The sequence below is a fragment of the Ensifer sp. B1-9 genome, from assembly GCF_050474445.1.
GTDB lineage: Bacteria > Pseudomonadota > Alphaproteobacteria > Rhizobiales > Rhizobiaceae > Ensifer.
In genome coordinates this window covers 360,754-377,174 of sequence record NZ_JBCHVG010000003.1, presented here as the reverse complement: position 1 = coordinate 377,174, position 16,421 = coordinate 360,754, and the positions used below count along the sequence as shown (strand labels likewise).

At 62.2% G+C, this 16,421-nt stretch carries 11 protein-coding genes; 3 read left to right on the top strand and 8 right to left on the bottom strand.

Annotated elements, in window-relative coordinates; translation table 11 throughout:
- Positions 1-149 precede the first annotated feature (149 nt).
- Entirely contained in the window at positions 150-2,192 is a 2,043-nt protein-coding gene (locus ACQ5BM_RS07495) for a type I secretion protein (RefSeq protein ID WP_429809698.1), read from the bottom strand.
- Positions 2,193-2,320: 128 nt separating this feature from the next.
- Positions 2,321-4,057: a hypothetical protein gene (locus ACQ5BM_RS07490; protein ID WP_429809696.1), complete on the bottom strand. Its 1,737-nt coding sequence runs from the start codon at positions 4,055-4,057 to the stop codon at positions 2,321-2,323.
- A gap of 533 nt (positions 4,058-4,590) precedes the next feature.
- Here ACQ5BM_RS07490 and ACQ5BM_RS07485 point away from each other — a divergent pair.
- From ACQ5BM_RS07485 to ACQ5BM_RS07475, 3 genes are all read left to right on the top strand, one after another.
- Positions 4,591-5,073 carry a hypothetical protein gene (locus ACQ5BM_RS07485; protein WP_429809694.1) on the top strand — a complete coding sequence of 161 codons (483 nt, stop codon included), beginning with the start codon at positions 4,591-4,593 and terminating at the stop codon, positions 5,071-5,073.
- Positions 5,074-5,237: 164 nt separating this feature from the next.
- Positions 5,238-6,185, top strand: a complete 948-nt coding sequence (locus ACQ5BM_RS07480; protein ID WP_429809845.1) for a DUF817 domain-containing protein — start codon at positions 5,238-5,240, stop codon at positions 6,183-6,185.
- Positions 6,186-6,261: 76 nt separating this feature from the next.
- Complete coding sequence (locus tag ACQ5BM_RS07475; RefSeq protein WP_429809692.1) at positions 6,262-9,300, top strand: AsmA family protein; 3,039 nt, start codon at positions 6,262-6,264, stop codon at positions 9,298-9,300.
- A 46-nt stretch (positions 9,301-9,346) separates the two neighbouring features.
- Here ACQ5BM_RS07475 and ACQ5BM_RS07470 read toward each other — a convergent pair whose 3' ends face one another.
- From ACQ5BM_RS07470 to ACQ5BM_RS07445, 6 genes are all read right to left on the bottom strand, one after another.
- Positions 9,347-10,231 (bottom strand): dihydrodipicolinate synthase family protein, encoded by an 885-nt coding sequence (locus tag ACQ5BM_RS07470; protein ID WP_429809690.1) that lies wholly within the window; start codon positions 10,229-10,231, stop codon positions 9,347-9,349.
- Between the two features lie 26 nt (positions 10,232-10,257).
- Positions 10,258-11,877: an ABC transporter ATP-binding protein gene (locus ACQ5BM_RS07465; RefSeq protein WP_429809688.1), complete on the bottom strand. Its 1,620-nt coding sequence runs from the start codon at positions 11,875-11,877 to the stop codon at positions 10,258-10,260.
- On the bottom strand, positions 11,870-12,793 hold the full coding sequence (locus tag ACQ5BM_RS07460; RefSeq protein WP_429809686.1) for an ABC transporter permease: 924 nt from the start codon (positions 12,791-12,793) through the stop codon (positions 11,870-11,872). Before ACQ5BM_RS07460 ends, ACQ5BM_RS07465 begins: the two co-directional genes overlap by 8 nt.
- Before the next feature lie 10 nt (positions 12,794-12,803).
- Positions 12,804-13,718 (bottom strand): ABC transporter permease, encoded by a 915-nt coding sequence (locus ACQ5BM_RS07455; RefSeq protein ID WP_429809844.1) that lies wholly within the window; start codon positions 13,716-13,718, stop codon positions 12,804-12,806.
- An 87-nt stretch (positions 13,719-13,805) separates the two neighbouring features.
- Positions 13,806-15,275 (bottom strand): ABC transporter substrate-binding protein, encoded by a 1,470-nt coding sequence (locus ACQ5BM_RS07450; protein WP_429809842.1) that lies wholly within the window; start codon positions 15,273-15,275, stop codon positions 13,806-13,808.
- Between the two features lie 56 nt (positions 15,276-15,331).
- Complete coding sequence (locus tag ACQ5BM_RS07445) at positions 15,332-16,195, bottom strand: DMT family transporter (protein ID WP_429809684.1); 864 nt, start codon at positions 16,193-16,195, stop codon at positions 15,332-15,334.
- Positions 16,196-16,421: the final 226 nt, after the last annotated feature.

Genomic DNA, 16,421 nt, shown 5'->3' with positions numbered 1-16,421 from the left:
GAAGGAACCGCTGCTGAGTGGCTTGTGTATCCGGCCATCCGGCCTGCCGTGGTTTCCCATCGGCATCCGCAGGAAGCGCGTTTCCGGCTTCGGTAACGTTTTGCCGCGACGGGTCGGTGCGGTCGGTCATGGAATCCTCCCGCGCCCCTTCAGGCGACCATGCTATGCATGGGATCGACGCTGACGGTGTCTGACGTGTGCATGGCCGAATGCGGCGATGCGTGGCCCTGCGACTGATGACCGGTATCCGGGCTCAGCATGTCGTCGCCGAGGAAGACGACTGCCTCGCTCGCCAGTGCATTCGGATCCTGCCCCTCGAGGAAGGGCTCGTTCTTGATCAGTTCGGCCTGCACGAGCACTTCGTCAGAATAGATGCCGCCACCGGCATAGATGGTCTTGCCGGTATCCACGTCGACGATGCCGGCGTAGTTCACCAAGGCGTTCTTGCCTGTCGAAATGGTCCAGTCCGCATCGGGACGCTCCGTCAGCGCGTTCATGGCCAGCGTCACCTGGTCGTTGTCGCCCAGAATATTGGTCTGCTGAATGTAGTTGAGACTGACGAGATCGCCGGAAATATAGAGCACTCTCAGGCCCAATAATCCGGCAAAGACAGAATCGTGCATGAAGTCTTTCGATGACGGGTTCTTGCCTTCGGAGAGGTCTTCCAGAGCCGACAAGTAGCTTTCGGGCATCGGGTTCACCGGGCCCGCGCCACCGGCTTCAACGATGCTGGCATAGTTCCACAAGAGGTTGCCGCCGGTCGAAACCGACCCATGGCCGCTCATATGGAAACCGCCGACAGCCCCGATGAAATCATTGTCGAGCAGGATGTTGGTCTGCTGGATGATGTTGGCGTCGAGGACGTTTCCGCCGACGAAGACGAGATCGAAGCGATATCCCAGTTCCAATACCGAGAGCTGGTTGGCGGCGGTGTTGTCACCGGCAATGATCGACAGCTTGGAACCGGAGGCGGCCAGGATCGCCGTGTCGTTGTCGGACATGAAGGTGAATTGCTGATGCCAATTCACCATCATCAGGTCACCCTTGATTTTGGTGATGGCCCAAGCCTTGGGAAATGCACTCGACTCGTCCCGTGCAGTTTCCGTCGGCTCGACATGCTTGAACGATGCGATATTGAGCGCCTCGGTCAGCTTTTCCGCCGCAAGCTCCCCACCGGTGAGCGTGGCGCCCACGGCGTCATTGTCGGAATAGACATTGGTCTGGATGATAGCGTTGTGCTGGACGTGATCGCCGGCAGCCGCAAGGACATTCGCTTGCAGCCAGTTACCTGAAATCACGACCTCGTTGACCAGCGTGTTGCTGCCTGCATCCAGTTCAACCGAAGCCACGACCGGAACGGGGCCCTCGCCGTGCGCGACAGCGCCACTGGCCTCCTTCGGGCTGTTCGTCAGTTCAGGCTCATCGGGTTCGTTCGACGGTCCGTCGGGGTTTGGCAGATGATCCTTGAGAACCGGCGCCTTCTCGACGAGTTCACCGTTCACATGGATGCCTTCAAGCGTGTCGCCTTTGGCGACGAATTGGCTGGCAACCAACCCATCCACTTGCCCCGTATCGTCGGGAGAATAGGCATCAAGCGTCGCGGCCGTTGTCGTAACCAGGCTGGCGATCGTTGCATCGGAGCCGGCAACGTCCACGGGGCCTAGCGGCGAAACCTGCTGCGCGGCGTCAATGAGCTGAGCCATCGTCGCGCTGTCGTCGATATGCAGGCCGGATTTCAACCCGTGCCCACCCATATCGACGAAATCGTTATCCGAGAGCTCGACGGTCTGCTGGCTGTAGACGGCCACCGACCCCGGGGGATTGATGGTGTGCGGCGTGCCGACAAAGGACGCCTTGATGGACCAGGTTTGCGCGACACCTTCAACGTCGCTGCGGCCAATCACGCCTTCCGTGAGCGGGGGCTCCGGAAAGGGCAGTCCGGCATATCCGTCCGGTACGGGCCCATAGATGTTCGTGTCGAGCGGATGGTAGGGGACGTTGGGACTGAAGTCGTCGAGATCGTAGGGAGCCTGCACCTTGACGGGCGCGGCCTCGATGTCCGTCGGATCCTTGTGAACTTCACGTTCCGGGTCGAACTTCTCGTGCGCCTCGCGCAGGCGAACATCTTCGATCGAGACTTGGAAAAGGCCGATGAAGTGGGCGATGGATTCGGAGATTTTCGCGGAGTACATGGTTAGTGTCTCCTCTTTGTTGCCGGTAGTGCCCGTAGCGGATCGGGTCATGACGGGCTGCGCGGGACCCGCGCAGCCCTGTTCGAAACCGATTGCGAACCGTTGGAACCGGCCGCGTCACCTCACGATCAGGAGTTGTCGTCGTGACCGATCACGTCGGCATGGTAGTCGCCACCGACGACCGTCATGTCGATCGTGTTGCCTTGCAGGTTCGCGCCGAGCACGATCTGCTGGTTGAAGGCATTGGTGTCGATCGTGGCATCTGCCGTCGCCTGGGAGAGCCCCTCGACCACGGAGTCGCCGCCGTTGAAGGAGCCCCAGGTGCCGGCATCGCCGCCCGCGCCGCCATCGCCGTTGGTCGCGAAGCCGCCGGTACCGCCGGCTCCGCCGTCGCCGCCCCAGGCGTCGCCACCATAGGCCGCACCGCCTTCGCCGCCACTGGCCCACGAGCCCGTGAGAGCAAGGCCGCCAAGGCCATGACCGCCGTCAGCCGCGCCGCCGGCACCGTCGCCGCCATAGGCGTCACCACTGGTCCCACCGCTCGCATCGGCAGCGCCGCCGGCACCGCCATCGCCACCATAGCCAGCGCCTGCGCCAAAGCCGCCGCCGGCACCGGAGCCTGCGCCAAAGCCGTTGCCGCCATTGCCGGCATCGCCTGAGCTGCCACCATCGGCGTCACCCGTCTGACCGAGTGCTACGCTGTTGCCACCGTCGTTGTCGCCACCGTCGCCACCGAAGTTGAGGATCGGAAGCACGAACCCACCGGCGTCCCCACCGTTGCCAGCGTCCGACGCGTTGGCGTCGCCGCTTTGGACGGCACCCGACCCGCCACCGCTCCCGGCAGTGCTGTCACCGCCTTCGCCACCGGCTGCGGCACCGACACCCAGACCGACGCCAAGACCGAGGCCAACGCCGAGACCTGCGGCGCCTGCGCCACCGGCACCACCAGTGGCAGCACCACCGTTGGCATCACCGCTCGTGCCGTCCGCACCGACGCCTACGCTGGCTGCGATACCACCAAGGCCATGCCCGCCGGTTGCGTCGCCATCGTTGTCGGAATCGCCGCCGTCACCCTCACCGCCGGCAGCAAAGCCGCCGATCGTGTGACCGCCGGCGCCACCGTCGCCACCATTGGCATAGGACTCGCTTCCGCCGGCGCCACCGTCAGCACCGGACTGGATACCGTCGCCAGAACTGGCGGTGCCACCCCAGGCGCTGCCGTTCTGGTTTAGCTGTCCGCTGTTTTGGATGTTTTCAGCCTTGTCGTCGTCCGACATGATGGCGTTCTGGCTGAAGACGTTGGCCACGTTGTTGTTGCCGTTAAGCGAGTCGTTCAGGATGTCCTTGAAGCTCGTGCTCGCCATGCCGTCGATCTTGGAATGGTCGATGTCGTTGAAGTCATCGTCAGACGGCTTGTAGCCATCAAGGTCGAGATCGACCTTGACGTCGACGTTGGTCTTGCTGTCGACGTCGACATGGGTGTTCGACGTATTTTCATTGTGGTTGGCGTTCAGGTTGCCGTTGGCATTCAGGTTGCCATTACCGTTCAGGTTGGCGTTGCCGTTGGCGTTACCGTTGGCATTGCCGTTACCGTTCAGATTGCCATTGCCATTCAGGTTGCCGTTGTAGGATTCGCTGTACTGCGACTGGTCCTGGCCCTGATCTTGTCCTTGCCCCTGCCCCTGATCCTGTCCTTGCCCCTGATCCTGTCCTTGCCCCTGGCCCTGGCCTTGTCCCTGACCCTGGAGCTGGCCCTGGAGCTCAGCTTGCAGTTGTCCTTGTCCCTGGCCTTGTCCCTGATCCTGGTCCTGGCTCTGGTCCTGGCTCGGGTCCCATGGGAACAGGAAATTCTTGTCCTTGCTCATAACGATCACCTCAAGTTGAGACCGCTACAGCCGAACCGCATTCTTCTCTTACGCGGATTTGGGCCATTAGCGGGCTGCGGTTGGTTTTGATGAAAGTTTGGATCCTCCGAGGCGCTTGCGCGCCCGTATGTCAATGATTTGCAATCAACTAAAATAGAGCTGCTCTCTCTCCCGCTTGGTCGAGAAGAGCTGATCAGGTTCTAAAAAGGGCATTATTCCATTCGGTGCAGTGTCCAGCCCTCAAAGGCCTGAGTGCATCCTGCTCTCCGGTTGCGTCAGCAGTCTGTCGCAAACAGACACGTGTTGTAAGCTGCCACTTCGGGTTAGCCTCGCCGGGGTAGCGCGGCCGTTGCCCTCGGTCCGTCCAAGGTATTACCTATTAGAAGTAGCTTTTAAACGGAGTCATTGCGCGCGATCGAGCCGGCACCGAATACGTGCACCGCATCGTCCTATTGGAAGAATTTACTGAAAACGGGAATGCGCTATTCTGGAACGGAATGGTTCTTGGACAGCAAGGTTTTGGCAGGGGCCCAATGGCGAGATTTCACGACATCCTTCTCCTGATCGGGCAGCTCAACTACACCTGGACCAACACGGAAAGCCTGCTCATCTATCTGATCGCCGGCCTTGCGCGGGTGGACAAGGAAACCGCGATCGTCATCTTCCTGACGCTGAACACGACGCGGGCTCGCATCGAGCTCGTCGAGCGATTGGCCAAGACAAACAAGACGCCGCCGAACCAACGGCAGGAAATTCTCGCGCTGACGCAACAGCTCGCCCGGCAGGCGAAGCTTCGCAACAAGTACAGCCACTGCATCTATTCCTTCGATGAGACCGGAGACCAGGCAAGCACCCAGCTGATGGCGATCTTCGACAGCAAGGACACGATCAAGTACGGCAAGATCGAGCAGATCAACGATGCCGAGATCTCCCGGATCAACGACGTCATCGAGCAGCTCCAGGGGGTCAACAGGGAAATCTGGGCGGTCGTCGAGCGCTATTCCTTCCCACGTTGAGGCCACTGGTCCGCAGGCGCTGCCGCAAGATGGAATGAGCCGGTGTCGTAACGAGGCGTCCGCACGTCCGTCCACCTGGCAGTTGTCGACCATCCATAATTCAACCGCATTGTCCCGCCATCGCGTCTCCAACGGTGAAGCGGGAGGCGGAAACAGTGGCTCAAATGTCAGACGGCAGGCGTTTTACGAGCCGGGAAGCGCGTATCGATGCTGTGGCGCATCGCCTGCTCGACCGACTTCCTGCGAGCGGCCTCCTCGGCGGTCTGACGGAGTTCCTGGTGTTCGGCATCAAGCAGGCCTTCGCCTGCCTTTTCGGCGGTGCCATGCTCGCCCTGATGCTCGCGACGAAATTGTTCTGGCCGGAGGAGATGGGCATCGCCCGCTATGATTACCTTTTCCTCGCCGCCCTTGCCATCCAGATTTGTCTGCTCGTCTTCAAGCTTGAGACCATTGCCGAGGCCAAGGTCATTCTGATTTTCCACGTCGTCGGCACGGTGATGGAGGTCTTCAAGACCTCGGTCGGGTCGTGGATCTACCCGGAGCCAAGCATCTTCCGCATCGGCGGCGTGCCCCTGTTCTCAGGCTTCATGTATGCCGCCGTCGGCTCCTATCTCGCCCGCGTGACCCGCATCCTCGACATGCGCTACGACGGCTACCCGCCGCTCTGGGCGACGGTGCTGCTCGCCTTGGTAATCTATGCCAATTTCTTTACGCACCACTTCATCATCGACCTGCGCTACGCGCTGTTTGCGATCACCGCGGCACTGTTCTTGCGCACCACAGTGCACTATCGCGTCTTCCGGTTTCGGCACCGCATGCCGTTGCTTCTCGGATTCCTGCTGGTCGCCCTGTTCATCTGGTTTGCCGAGAATATCGGCACCTGGTCGCGCGCCTGGATCTATCCCTCTCAGCACAATGGCTGGACCCTGGTATCGCTCCAGAAGCTCGGCGCCTGGTACCTGCTGATGATCCTGTCCTTCGTGCTGGTCACGCTCGTGCATCGCCCGCGAACATACGCGGCAGCAGCTCGGAATGTGTCGACGACGAACAGCGATGCGGAGGCGAGGACGGACGTCACCGCGGGCGCAGGAGGTGCGGTGGCTTCCAGGTGAACCCACCGCAAGAGTTGCAAATCACGCCGCCGTGGAAAACGATACCGAATCAATCGCTTTCGCAACGGAGAGACACATGCGGCGTTTCTTTCTTGGCCTGCTGGCGCTCGGCGTTCTTGTCGTCATCTCTCTCGTTGTCCTGCCGAGCTTCGTTTCCAGCGCGTGGATGCGTGCCGAACTCAGCCGACAGCTCTCGAGCGCGACGGGTAGCTCGATCGAACTGAAGGGTCCCGTCCGGCTTTCCGTCATCCCTCACTTGGCAGTTGTGGCCGAGAATGTTTCGCTCGACGCGGAAGGCGATGGCATGACCGCGGAAATCGGCGAAGTCGCTGGCTCGGTGACACTCTCCTCGCTTTGGTCGGACCGCTTGCATGTCAAGGAAGTCAGGCTCACGCGGCCGGTCGTGGTGATACGGCAGAAATCAGTAAACGCAGCGGCCGCGGATGACGGCGGCGGCGGCAATGGCGCGGCAAAGCCGAATGACCCGCTTGCCGCCCTGGTTGCCTTCCTCGAACGAAGCGCGATCGATACGATATCGATCACCGAAGGCACGCTGAGACAGGTGAAGGACAGCGGGGCGAGTGAGGTCGTCAGCGATCTCGACGTTACACTCCAGGCTCCTGACATTGACGGCGAACTTTCGCTGTCGGCCGGTGCCCGGCTCAAGGACCAGCGCTATCAGATCGCGCTCTCCGTCTCCCCGCTCCGCCCATTGCTTGAGCGCAAGCCGGCCGATCTCAGCCTCTCGGTGGAAGCCGATCCCGTGCTTGCACCAGGCCTGACCGAAATCAAGGCCAGCGGGCAAGTGGCGCTCAACAGCAATGGCAGCTACCAGATCCGCGGCGGCAAACTGCTTGTCGGAGAGGAAGAGCTCAGCCTCGATGCGCTGTTCATTCCCGGTGACCGGCCGCGATTCTTGGCCGATCTCAGTGCCGACCAGCTGGATTTCAGCGCCTTTGTCGAAACCAGCGCCTCGGGGTCGTCCAAATCCGCGGGGCAGTCGGAGAAGCAGTCGACTTCGGCCGGCTTGCAGGCACTCGCCGGTTTTGATGCCGATGTCAGCGTCAATGTGGGCGCCATTACCGTCAACGATATTTCCGCCGCTGATGTGGCGCTGACGGCGACGCTGAAGGATGGATTGCTCACGACCCGGCTCGAGCATCTTGGCATAGACGCCGGCGGCATTTCGGCCGAAATCACCGCCGACGTTCGCAAGGGCGAGCCGACGTTCAAGGGCCGCGTCGCAAGCAAGGGGCTCGATATCGCGAAGCTCGCGAGCCTCGCGGGCCAATCGGTTCCACTATCCGGCACGCTTGCGATGGATACCGGGTTCGCGTTCCGCGGCCTTGGCGGAGACACATTCCGAAAGACCGTCAATGCAAGCGGCACGGCCAGCCTGCGCGACGCCACCTTCGTGGCGCCAGGCATCAGCGACCCGTCGATGAGCGAAGTGAAGATCAGGAAGCTGGCAGTCAAGATCGACGATCTTACCAAGCCGGTGCTCCTGTCCGGCAACCTGGTTTGGCGCGGGAAAGCCGCCGACGCCGATTTGCGGCTGCCTGTCCGCGACCTGCTCTCGGGCACGGTGCCAGGTGAGCTGCCCTTGAAGCTCGACCTGCGCATGCCTGAAGCGACACTCTCGCTTGAGGGCAAGGCGGCACTTGCGGGCAGCTATGTCGGGAAGGTGAATTTCGCAGCAGCCGATATGCGCGCGCTTCTGGCCTGGATTGGCCAAGGCGGCGGCGACAGCGTGGAGCAATTCGCCTTCAAGGGCGAAGTCAATGCCAGCGCCTCCGGCGTCGAGTTTCAAAAAGCCACCCTTTCGGTCAATGGGGTCGAAGGAACCGGCAACGGTTCCGTACAGCTGGGCACCCCGCTCAAGATATTGAGTGCCCTCCATTTCGCCGAACTTGACCTGGCGCGTCTTGCCGGTGCCCAACCAGCATCGCCGCAAGCGAAGGGCAAAGCCGGCAGCCCCGCTCCGGACGCGCCGCTGGACCTGTCGTCGCTTCGAACGATCGATGCGTCCATCAAGGTCGATGCGGAGAGGCTTGGATATGGCCGCGTCTTTGCCGGACCGGTGGCAACCACTCTGGTGATCTCCGAGGGTGTGGCCAGCCTCGACCTACCTGAAAGCCCGTTCTATGGCGGTCGGATGGCCGCGAACCTCAAGGCCGATGGCACCGGAGAAGGGGCGTCGATCGCCTTGAAGGCCTCGATCGCCGGCGCTTCGGCCGCCCCGCTGCTGATCGACCTTGCGAATTTCAAGCATCTCGAAGGCGCACTGCAGGCCCAGTTCGATATCGCCGGCGCGGGCGCGACGACTGGAGCGCTCAAGCGTGCGCTCCAGGGGGCGGCGAACGTCCGCTTCTCCGACGGTGCTATCCGCGGCATCGACGTCGCCGATGTTTACAACAACCTCGTCGGCCTGATGTCGTCGGGCTTCAAGCAGAATGAAAACAGCGCGACCGGCTTTACCGAGCTCGGGGCATCCTTCGCCATCGAGAACGGCGTCGCGCGCACCGAAGATATCAAGCTCATCGGCCCGCTGGTGCGTATGAGCGGCAGCGGTGAGGCAAACCTTCCGAACGACCAGTTGAACTTCCGCCTGGATCCGCGCGTCGTCGCTTCGCTGGAAGGCCAAGGCGCCGATATCGCGACCGAAGGCATCGGCGTTCCTGTGATGATCGAGGGTTCCTTTGCGGCTCCGCGCATTTATCCCGATCTCTCAGGCCTGCTGAAGAACCCTGACGCCGCACTGTCGGCGCTGAAGAAGCTGGGACTGCCCACCGAAAAGCTGAAGCTCGACGAGCTTCTCTCCGGCGGCGGGAAAGCCGGATCGATCCGCGACATCATCGGCGGCGCGATCGGCAAACCACCGAAAGACGGAGGGGATCAGCTCTCCATCGAAGAGATCATCGGTGGCAACGCGACCGAGGGCAGCGAGACGCCGCCCGCGCCGCCGGCTGAAGAACAAGCCGTGACACCCGACGTCGCCGCCGAACAACCGGCGCCGGTAGTGCAGCAGCCCGACCAGCAACCAGCCGCCGAAGCGGAGCAGCCTGCGGAGGAAAGCGGCACCTTGGGAAAGCTGTTCAACCAGCTTCTGCAATAGCCCGCGCCTGAAGCGCCTTCCTCGCCGATCCCGCCGCCGAGGAACGTCACCCCTGAAGTTCGTATTTCCGAAGGATTGCCGCGATCTGGTCGTCCTGCCCTGCGTTCGGAAGCAGGGCGGGCTGGCGGCTCGCGCCGACGGAGGGGTCCTGCAGGAAGAGCGCGCGCTTGACCATGGCCGGAGCGAAGCCCAGCGCATAAAGGTCGGTGCGGAAAGCGGCGAAAATCGCCTGCTGCTTCTCGGCTTCACCGATCTCGCCCGTATTGAAGGCATTCAGGATGCCCGCAAGCACCAGCGGCATGGCGTTGCCGAGCCCCGAAATGCAGCCGGCCGCACCGTTCTGCAGCGCCCAGAGCACGAGATGGTCGGGACCGGAATAAACCTCGAAGCCATCGACCTCCTTGGCAACCTGCAGATAGGCCTCCAGCGTCTCCTTTGCGCCGCCCGAATCCTTGATGCCGGCGATGTTGCCGTGGCCCGCGAGCGTGCGCGCGGTGTCGGGCTCGATGTGGTTCTGGGTGCGGGCCGGAATGTCGTAGAGGTAGAGGGGCGTCTGCACGGCGTCGGCGACGGTGGAGAAATGGCGGACAAGACCATCCTGCGTGCAGGCGATGAAGAACGGCGTGATGACAGCGATCCCGTCGACGCCGATACAGTCAAATTCGCGGGCGAGCTTCACCGTCTCGAAGGTTGCGGGCATGCCGGCATTGACGATCACCTTGACCCGACCGCCGACCTCGTCGACCACCTCTTCCGTCAGGCGCACCTTCTCCTCGAAGGTCAGCGCCGTGAAGTCGCCGTTGGTGCCGGCGCACATGATGTTGTTGCCGGCAGCGACTTGGCGGCGGACCTGGGCGCGCGTCGCCTGGTAGTTGATGGTCTCGTCCTCGTTGAAGCAGGTGACGAGGGCAACGAAGGCTTGCTTGGTCATGCGGATATCCTTTGAATGTGCGCGCCTCAAGACGCGCGCTGAAGACGGGCGGCACGATGGGCGGCCTGGACGTCGGGATCGGGGTCGAGGCCGGCGGCGAGCAGCGCGCGCGTATAGTCTTGCCGCGGTGTCTCGAACACGTCGCGCACCGTTCCAAGCTCCACGATATTGCCTTTCTGCATGACCATGACGTGGTCGGCAAAGTCGCGCACGACCGGCAAGTCATGGGCAATGAAGATGAAGGCGATGCCCATTTCCTTGCGCAGCCTATCGAGCAGCGCAATCACCTGAGCCTGCACCGAGACGTCGAGTGCCGAGACGGCCTCGTCGCAGATGATGAGCTGTGGCTCGAGCGCAAGTGCGCGGGCGATTGCGATGCGCTGGCGCTGACCGCCGGAGAACTGATGCGGATAGCGGCCCATGTGTTCCGGACTGAGACCGACCTGCACCAGAAGTTCGGCGACGCGCTCGCGCCATTTCGCCTTGGGCAGGATATCTGGATGGATGGCCCAGGCCTCGGAAATGAGCTGATAGACCGTCATGCGCGGATTAAGCGACTGCGTCGGATCCTGGAACACCATCTGCAAGTCGCGGCGCAGCTTGTAAAGTTCGGCTGGCGACATGGTGAAGAGGTCGCGACCCTTCCAAAGGGCACTGCCGCTGTCCGGTTCGTCGAGACGCAGCAGGATGCGCGCCAGCGTCGACTTGCCCGAGCCGCTCTCGCCGACGACGGCCATGGTCTCGCCGGGCATGAGATCGAAGGACAAGCCCTTCAGCGCCTCGAAGGAGCCATAGCGTTTGCGCACGTCGCGAACCGAGAGCACCGGCTCGGCGCGCGCCGCCGGCGCATGCATCTCGCCCTTGCCGGGGGCGGCGGCAATGAGCTTCTTCGTATAGGGGTGCTGCGGGTTCTTGTAGACCTCGCGCACCGTGCCGGCCTCGACCAGGACGCCTTTTTCCATCACCACGACGCGGTCGGCGATCTCCGCGACGACACCGAGATCGTGGGTGATGATGAGGACCGCCATGCCGGTCTCCTGCTGCAACTCCTCAAGCAGCGCGAGAACCTCGGCCTGCACGGTGACGTCGAGCGCCGTTGTCGGCTCATCGGCAATCAGAAGGTCCGGGCGAAGCGCCAGCGCCATGGCGATCATGACGCGCTGGCGTTGGCCGCCCGAGAATTCGTGCGGATATTTGTCGAGCGAGCGCTCGGGCTCGGGGATCCCGACCCGGGTCAAGAGCCGCAACGCTTCCGATGCGGCTTGTGCCGCACCCGTTCCGTGGGTGGTGAGTGCCTCGCGGATCTGCCAGCCGACGGTATAGACCGGGTTGAGATGGCTCAGCGGATCCTGGAAGATCATGGCGATGCGGCGCCCGTTGACCTTGCGCCTTTCCTGCGTCGGCATCGTCAGCAGGTCGACGCCATCGAGCAGGATCTCTCCGGAGCTGATGCGTCCCGGCGGCATGTCGATCAGGTTCATGATCGCCGACGAGGAGACCGACTTGCCGGACCCGCTCTCGCCGAGGATCGCAAGCGTCTCACCACGGTCGAGGTGGTAGGAAATGTTACGCACCGCCTTCACGACGCCGGCTGCGGTGTGGAATTCGACCGAAAGGTCGCGGACTTCCAGGAGATGGTCAGCCATTCTTGCGACCTTTCATTTCGAGGCGCCAGCGCTGCACCGGGTCGAGCGCGATGCGCAGCCAGTTCGAGAGCAGGTTCAGCGACATGGTGGTGAGGATGATCGCAAGGCCGGGCCAGAAGGAAAGCCACCATGCATTGGTGAGGTACTGGCGTCCCTGAGAGATCATCAGGCCCCAGGTGATCTCCGGCGGCTGGATGCCGATACCGAGGAAGGAGAGCGCGCTTTCCGCCAGCATCACATAGGCGAAGTCAAGCGTCGCGAGCGTCGTCAGCGTCGGCAGCACCACGGGCAGGATGTGGCGGAAGAGGATGCGCTTCCTCGATGCGCCCATCACGCGCGCGGCCTGCACGAACATGCGCTCGCGGATTTCCAGCACTTCGGCGCGCGTCGTTCTCAGGTAGACCGGGATACGCGTGATCGCCAGAACCAGCATCAGGTTGAGGATCGATGAGCCGAGAATATAAAGCACGATGACGGCGATCAGTAGCGACGGGAACGACATGATGACGTCCGCGAGCCGCATGATGACCTGATTGACGCGCGGCGAGGAGAAGCCGGCGACGAGGCCGAGGAAGGTACCGACGGTTGCCGAAAGCGCGACCGCGCCGGCGGCGACCATCAGTGTGTTCTGGGTGGCGACGATGATGCGGGCAAGCAGTGGCCGCCCCAGCGCATCGGCCCCCATCCACCAGACCCAGCCGCGCTCCCAGTCAAATGGCACGGCGTTGCGCCCCCTGAGGTTTTGCTTGGTCGCGAGATCGCCGAGCCAGCTCGGCCCGACGATCGCGAGGATCAGGACGAAGAGCAGGAAGATCGCGGCGCAAAGCGCGAACTTGTCGGCAAGCAGCATGCGGAACATGCGCGTCGCAAAGCGCGGTTCGTCGGCGAGGACTGTATCGGCGGTCTGCAGGGTCATGTTCGCCTCCTCAATGCCGGATGCGCGGATCGAGCAGCGCATAGGCCAGATCGATCAACAGGTTCATGAGGAAGATCGCCAGCGCCGTGACGAGGATGGCGGCAAGCACGACGTTGAAATCACGCTGCAGGATGGAATCGATCATCAACTTGCCGACCCCGGGAAAGCCAAAGATGGTCTCGACGATCACCGCGCCGTTGAGAAGACTCGCCGCCTGGTCGCCGATGACGGTGATGACCGGCAGCGTGGCATTGCGCAGTGCATGCACGAAGATGATCGGCCCCGATTTGACGCCCTTGGCGCGCGCCGTCTTCACATAGGCGGAGGAGAGCGCCCCGATCATCGAGCCGCGCACCACCTGCACGATGATACCGAAGGGCCGGATGAACAGAACCGAGATCGGCAGGATCCAATGGAGCAAAGACCCGGTGCCCGAAGTCGGCAGCCAGGCAAGGTTTACCGAGAACACGACGATCGCGACGATGGCGATCCAGAAATCGGGAACCGAAGCGCCGACCAGCGAGATCAGCGAGGATAGCCGGTCGAAGAAGCCGCCGGCGCGGAAGGCGGCAAGCGAGCCGACGACGATCGCGGCGCCGGCGACGAGCGTCATGGTGATGACGGCCAGCCAGAGCGTCCAGATGAAGGCCTCGAGGACGACGTCCAGTGCAGGGCGGGCCTTGCGCAGGGATTCGCCAAAATCGCCGGTCACGACGTCGCCGACATAACGCGCGAACTGCACCAGCATGGGATCGTTCAAACCGTGCAGTTCACGGAACTGCGCCTTCATCTCCGCGGAGGCTTCGACCGGCAGGAACAAGGCGGCCGGATCCCCCGTCAATCGCGACAGGAAGAAGACCATGACAAGCAGCCCGACGAGCGAGATCAGACTGGCCACGGCGCGTTTTCGAACGAATTTCAGCATGGCGCCCTCGAAGAAATCCGGCGGCGGGATCATCCCACCGCCTTGATTGCTGTTGTGACTGGCGAACCTGTCGTTCGCCAGGGCAGATTACTTGATCTTGATCTCCGAGAGCTGCAGCGTCCCGTTGGTGGCCATCGTCGGCTTGAAATCGAGCCGGTCGGAGACGCGGGAAAAGCCGACCATGTGGAACAGCAGGACGTCGGCAACGACGTCGTCGTGCAGATAGGCGATCAGCTCCGACCAGAGCTTGGCGCGTTCTTCGCCGACGGCGGCCGATGCGCGCTTGATCAGGTCATCGACCTTCGGATCGGAGAAGCCGGACTGCGTGCCGTCGGTCGCGTATTTGAAGAACATCGAGAACGACGGATCGCCCTTGGAATTGTCGTGCATGGCAGCGACGATCTGCGGTCCGCGACCTTCCTTGAAGGGCTTCGAATAATACTGCTCGTGCTCGGCGACCTCGACGAACTTCAGATCGACCTTGAACCCGACTTCCTGAAGCTGCGCCTGAATGGCTTCCATGATTTCGGTCACGTTCGGGAAATTGGCCGAGCGGGCGATGATGGTGATGGGCGTTTCGACCTTCACGCCATCGGCCTTGGCTTCCTCGAGCAGCTTCTTTGCGCCTTCCGGATCGTACGGAAAGACCTTGACGTCGGGGTTCCAGCCGAGCGTCGGCGGCGGCACGATGGCGGTGGCGAGCAGCGCACTGTCGGGAACCAACGTGCCGAGGAAGGCCTGGCGGTCGATGGCGATGTTGAGCGCGCGGCGGACGCGAACGTCGTTCAGCGGCTCGATGTTGTGATCGATGCGCAGATAGACGGTTTCACTGTCGAGATAGGAGAAATCCGTGGCCGGGTTGGTGGCGTCGAGCTGCGAAATCGACGGCGAAAGATCGGCTTCGCCAGTCTGGACCATGGCAGCGCGCACCGAGGGGTCGGCGCGGAACAGGTATGTGGCTTCGGTTACTTCCGGCTTTGTGCCCCAGTAGTCGTCACGGCTGGTCAGCACGATCTGCTGGCCCGGCGTCCAGTTGGTCAGCTTGTACGGGCCGGTACCGACCGGCTCGCGCACGAATTCGAGCGGTGTTTCCTCGGGCACGATCGTGACGAGAGACATCAAGAGCGGCAGGATCGGCTGAACCGGATCGGCGCTGAAATCGATCGTGTAATCGTCGACCACGGTGGGGGTCACCGTGATGCCACCGAAATAGCGGCGCGACTCGCAGGTGTTCTTGTCGCTCATGATGCGATCGAAGCTGTGCTTGACGTCCTTGGCGTCGAAGGTCGTGCCATCGGAAAACTTGACACCCTGGCGCAGATGAAAGCGCCAGCTGCCGTCTTCATTCTGTTCCCATTTCTCGGCAAGGCGCGGCATGACGCCCTTGTTGCCGCGGACGTCGAGCTCGGTCAGCGTTTCGCTGACGTTCTGCATGATGACGCGGCCGATGTTCGAGCGCGTCGCCATGCAGGGTTCGAGCAGGTCCGCTTCCTCGGCGAGCACGATCTTGATCGGGCCCGATCCCGCGAAAGCGGGCGACAGGGCCGAACCCAGCATGAGCGCACTCAAGACGAATAGTTTCTTCACGGCATTTCCTCCCTAGTGAAATTCATTCAGCCGGATGTTGCTTTTCCGGATCGCGCGGCGATCAGCGCCGCACAACCGATGAGCCCGCCGCCGCAAAGGGTGGTGAGGGCAATGTGTTCACCAAACAGCGCAAAGCCGCCGAGCGCCACGAGCGGCAGGCGCAGGAAATCCACCGGCGCGACGATCGTGGCGGGCGCAAGCGAAAAAGCATGGGTCATCATGCAGACGGTTCCGACGACGCCCTGCAGCGCCAGGAGGCCCATCTCCCTTGCGCCCGGCATGGTCCAGAACGGCAGAGCGAAGACAAGCGCGATCGGAACGGTCAAGAGGAGGTTCCAGACGACAAGCGTCGACGTCGTATCGCCCTTCGACATCGACTTCAGGATCAACTGAATGGCCGACTGGAGCACCGCGCCCGTAAGCGCGAGAAGAATGGCAAGGCTGAAGCCGGCGCCCGAAGGGCCAATGATCAGCATTGCCCCCAAGAAACCAAGCGCCACCGCGCCGATCATCGCCGGTCCGGGCTTCTCGCCCAGCGCCAGCACGGCGCCGAGCAACAGGAAGATCGGTGACGTGAAGGCGATGGCCGTCACGTCGGCAAGCGGGCCCCAGCTGAAGGCGGCGAAGAATGCGACCATCGCCAGCAGCTTGAAGCCCGCGCGGGCCGCATGCTGGCGCAAGGGATGGCTTGACCTGAGGACGGACGGGCGCAGGGCAACCCAGGGCAACAGGATAACCGCACCGAAGAAGGCACGAAAGAAGCCAATGACGAAGGGATGCACGGCACCATTCAGCGCCCGCACGATCACCGCGTCGACTGCTGCCAGGATCGCGGCACCGACCGCGAACATGACTGCCATCTTAGCCCCATGAGGGCTGACTTCCGGCATGAGATCCTCCTCCCGGCATCCTCTCGCCGGCTTGCCCAGACCATCCCCTTTTCGCTCAAGTTTGTCAAATTAAATCTGAATGTAAAATTCAATGCCGAATTTTTGTCATAAATAATATTTTAAAAACAATAATTTAATGGAAACACAGGTGACGAATTGGCCTATTTGTGACTTTATCAAACTTGACAACTTTGAAAATTCGGCGATTTTCGGAGCACACAGGAGG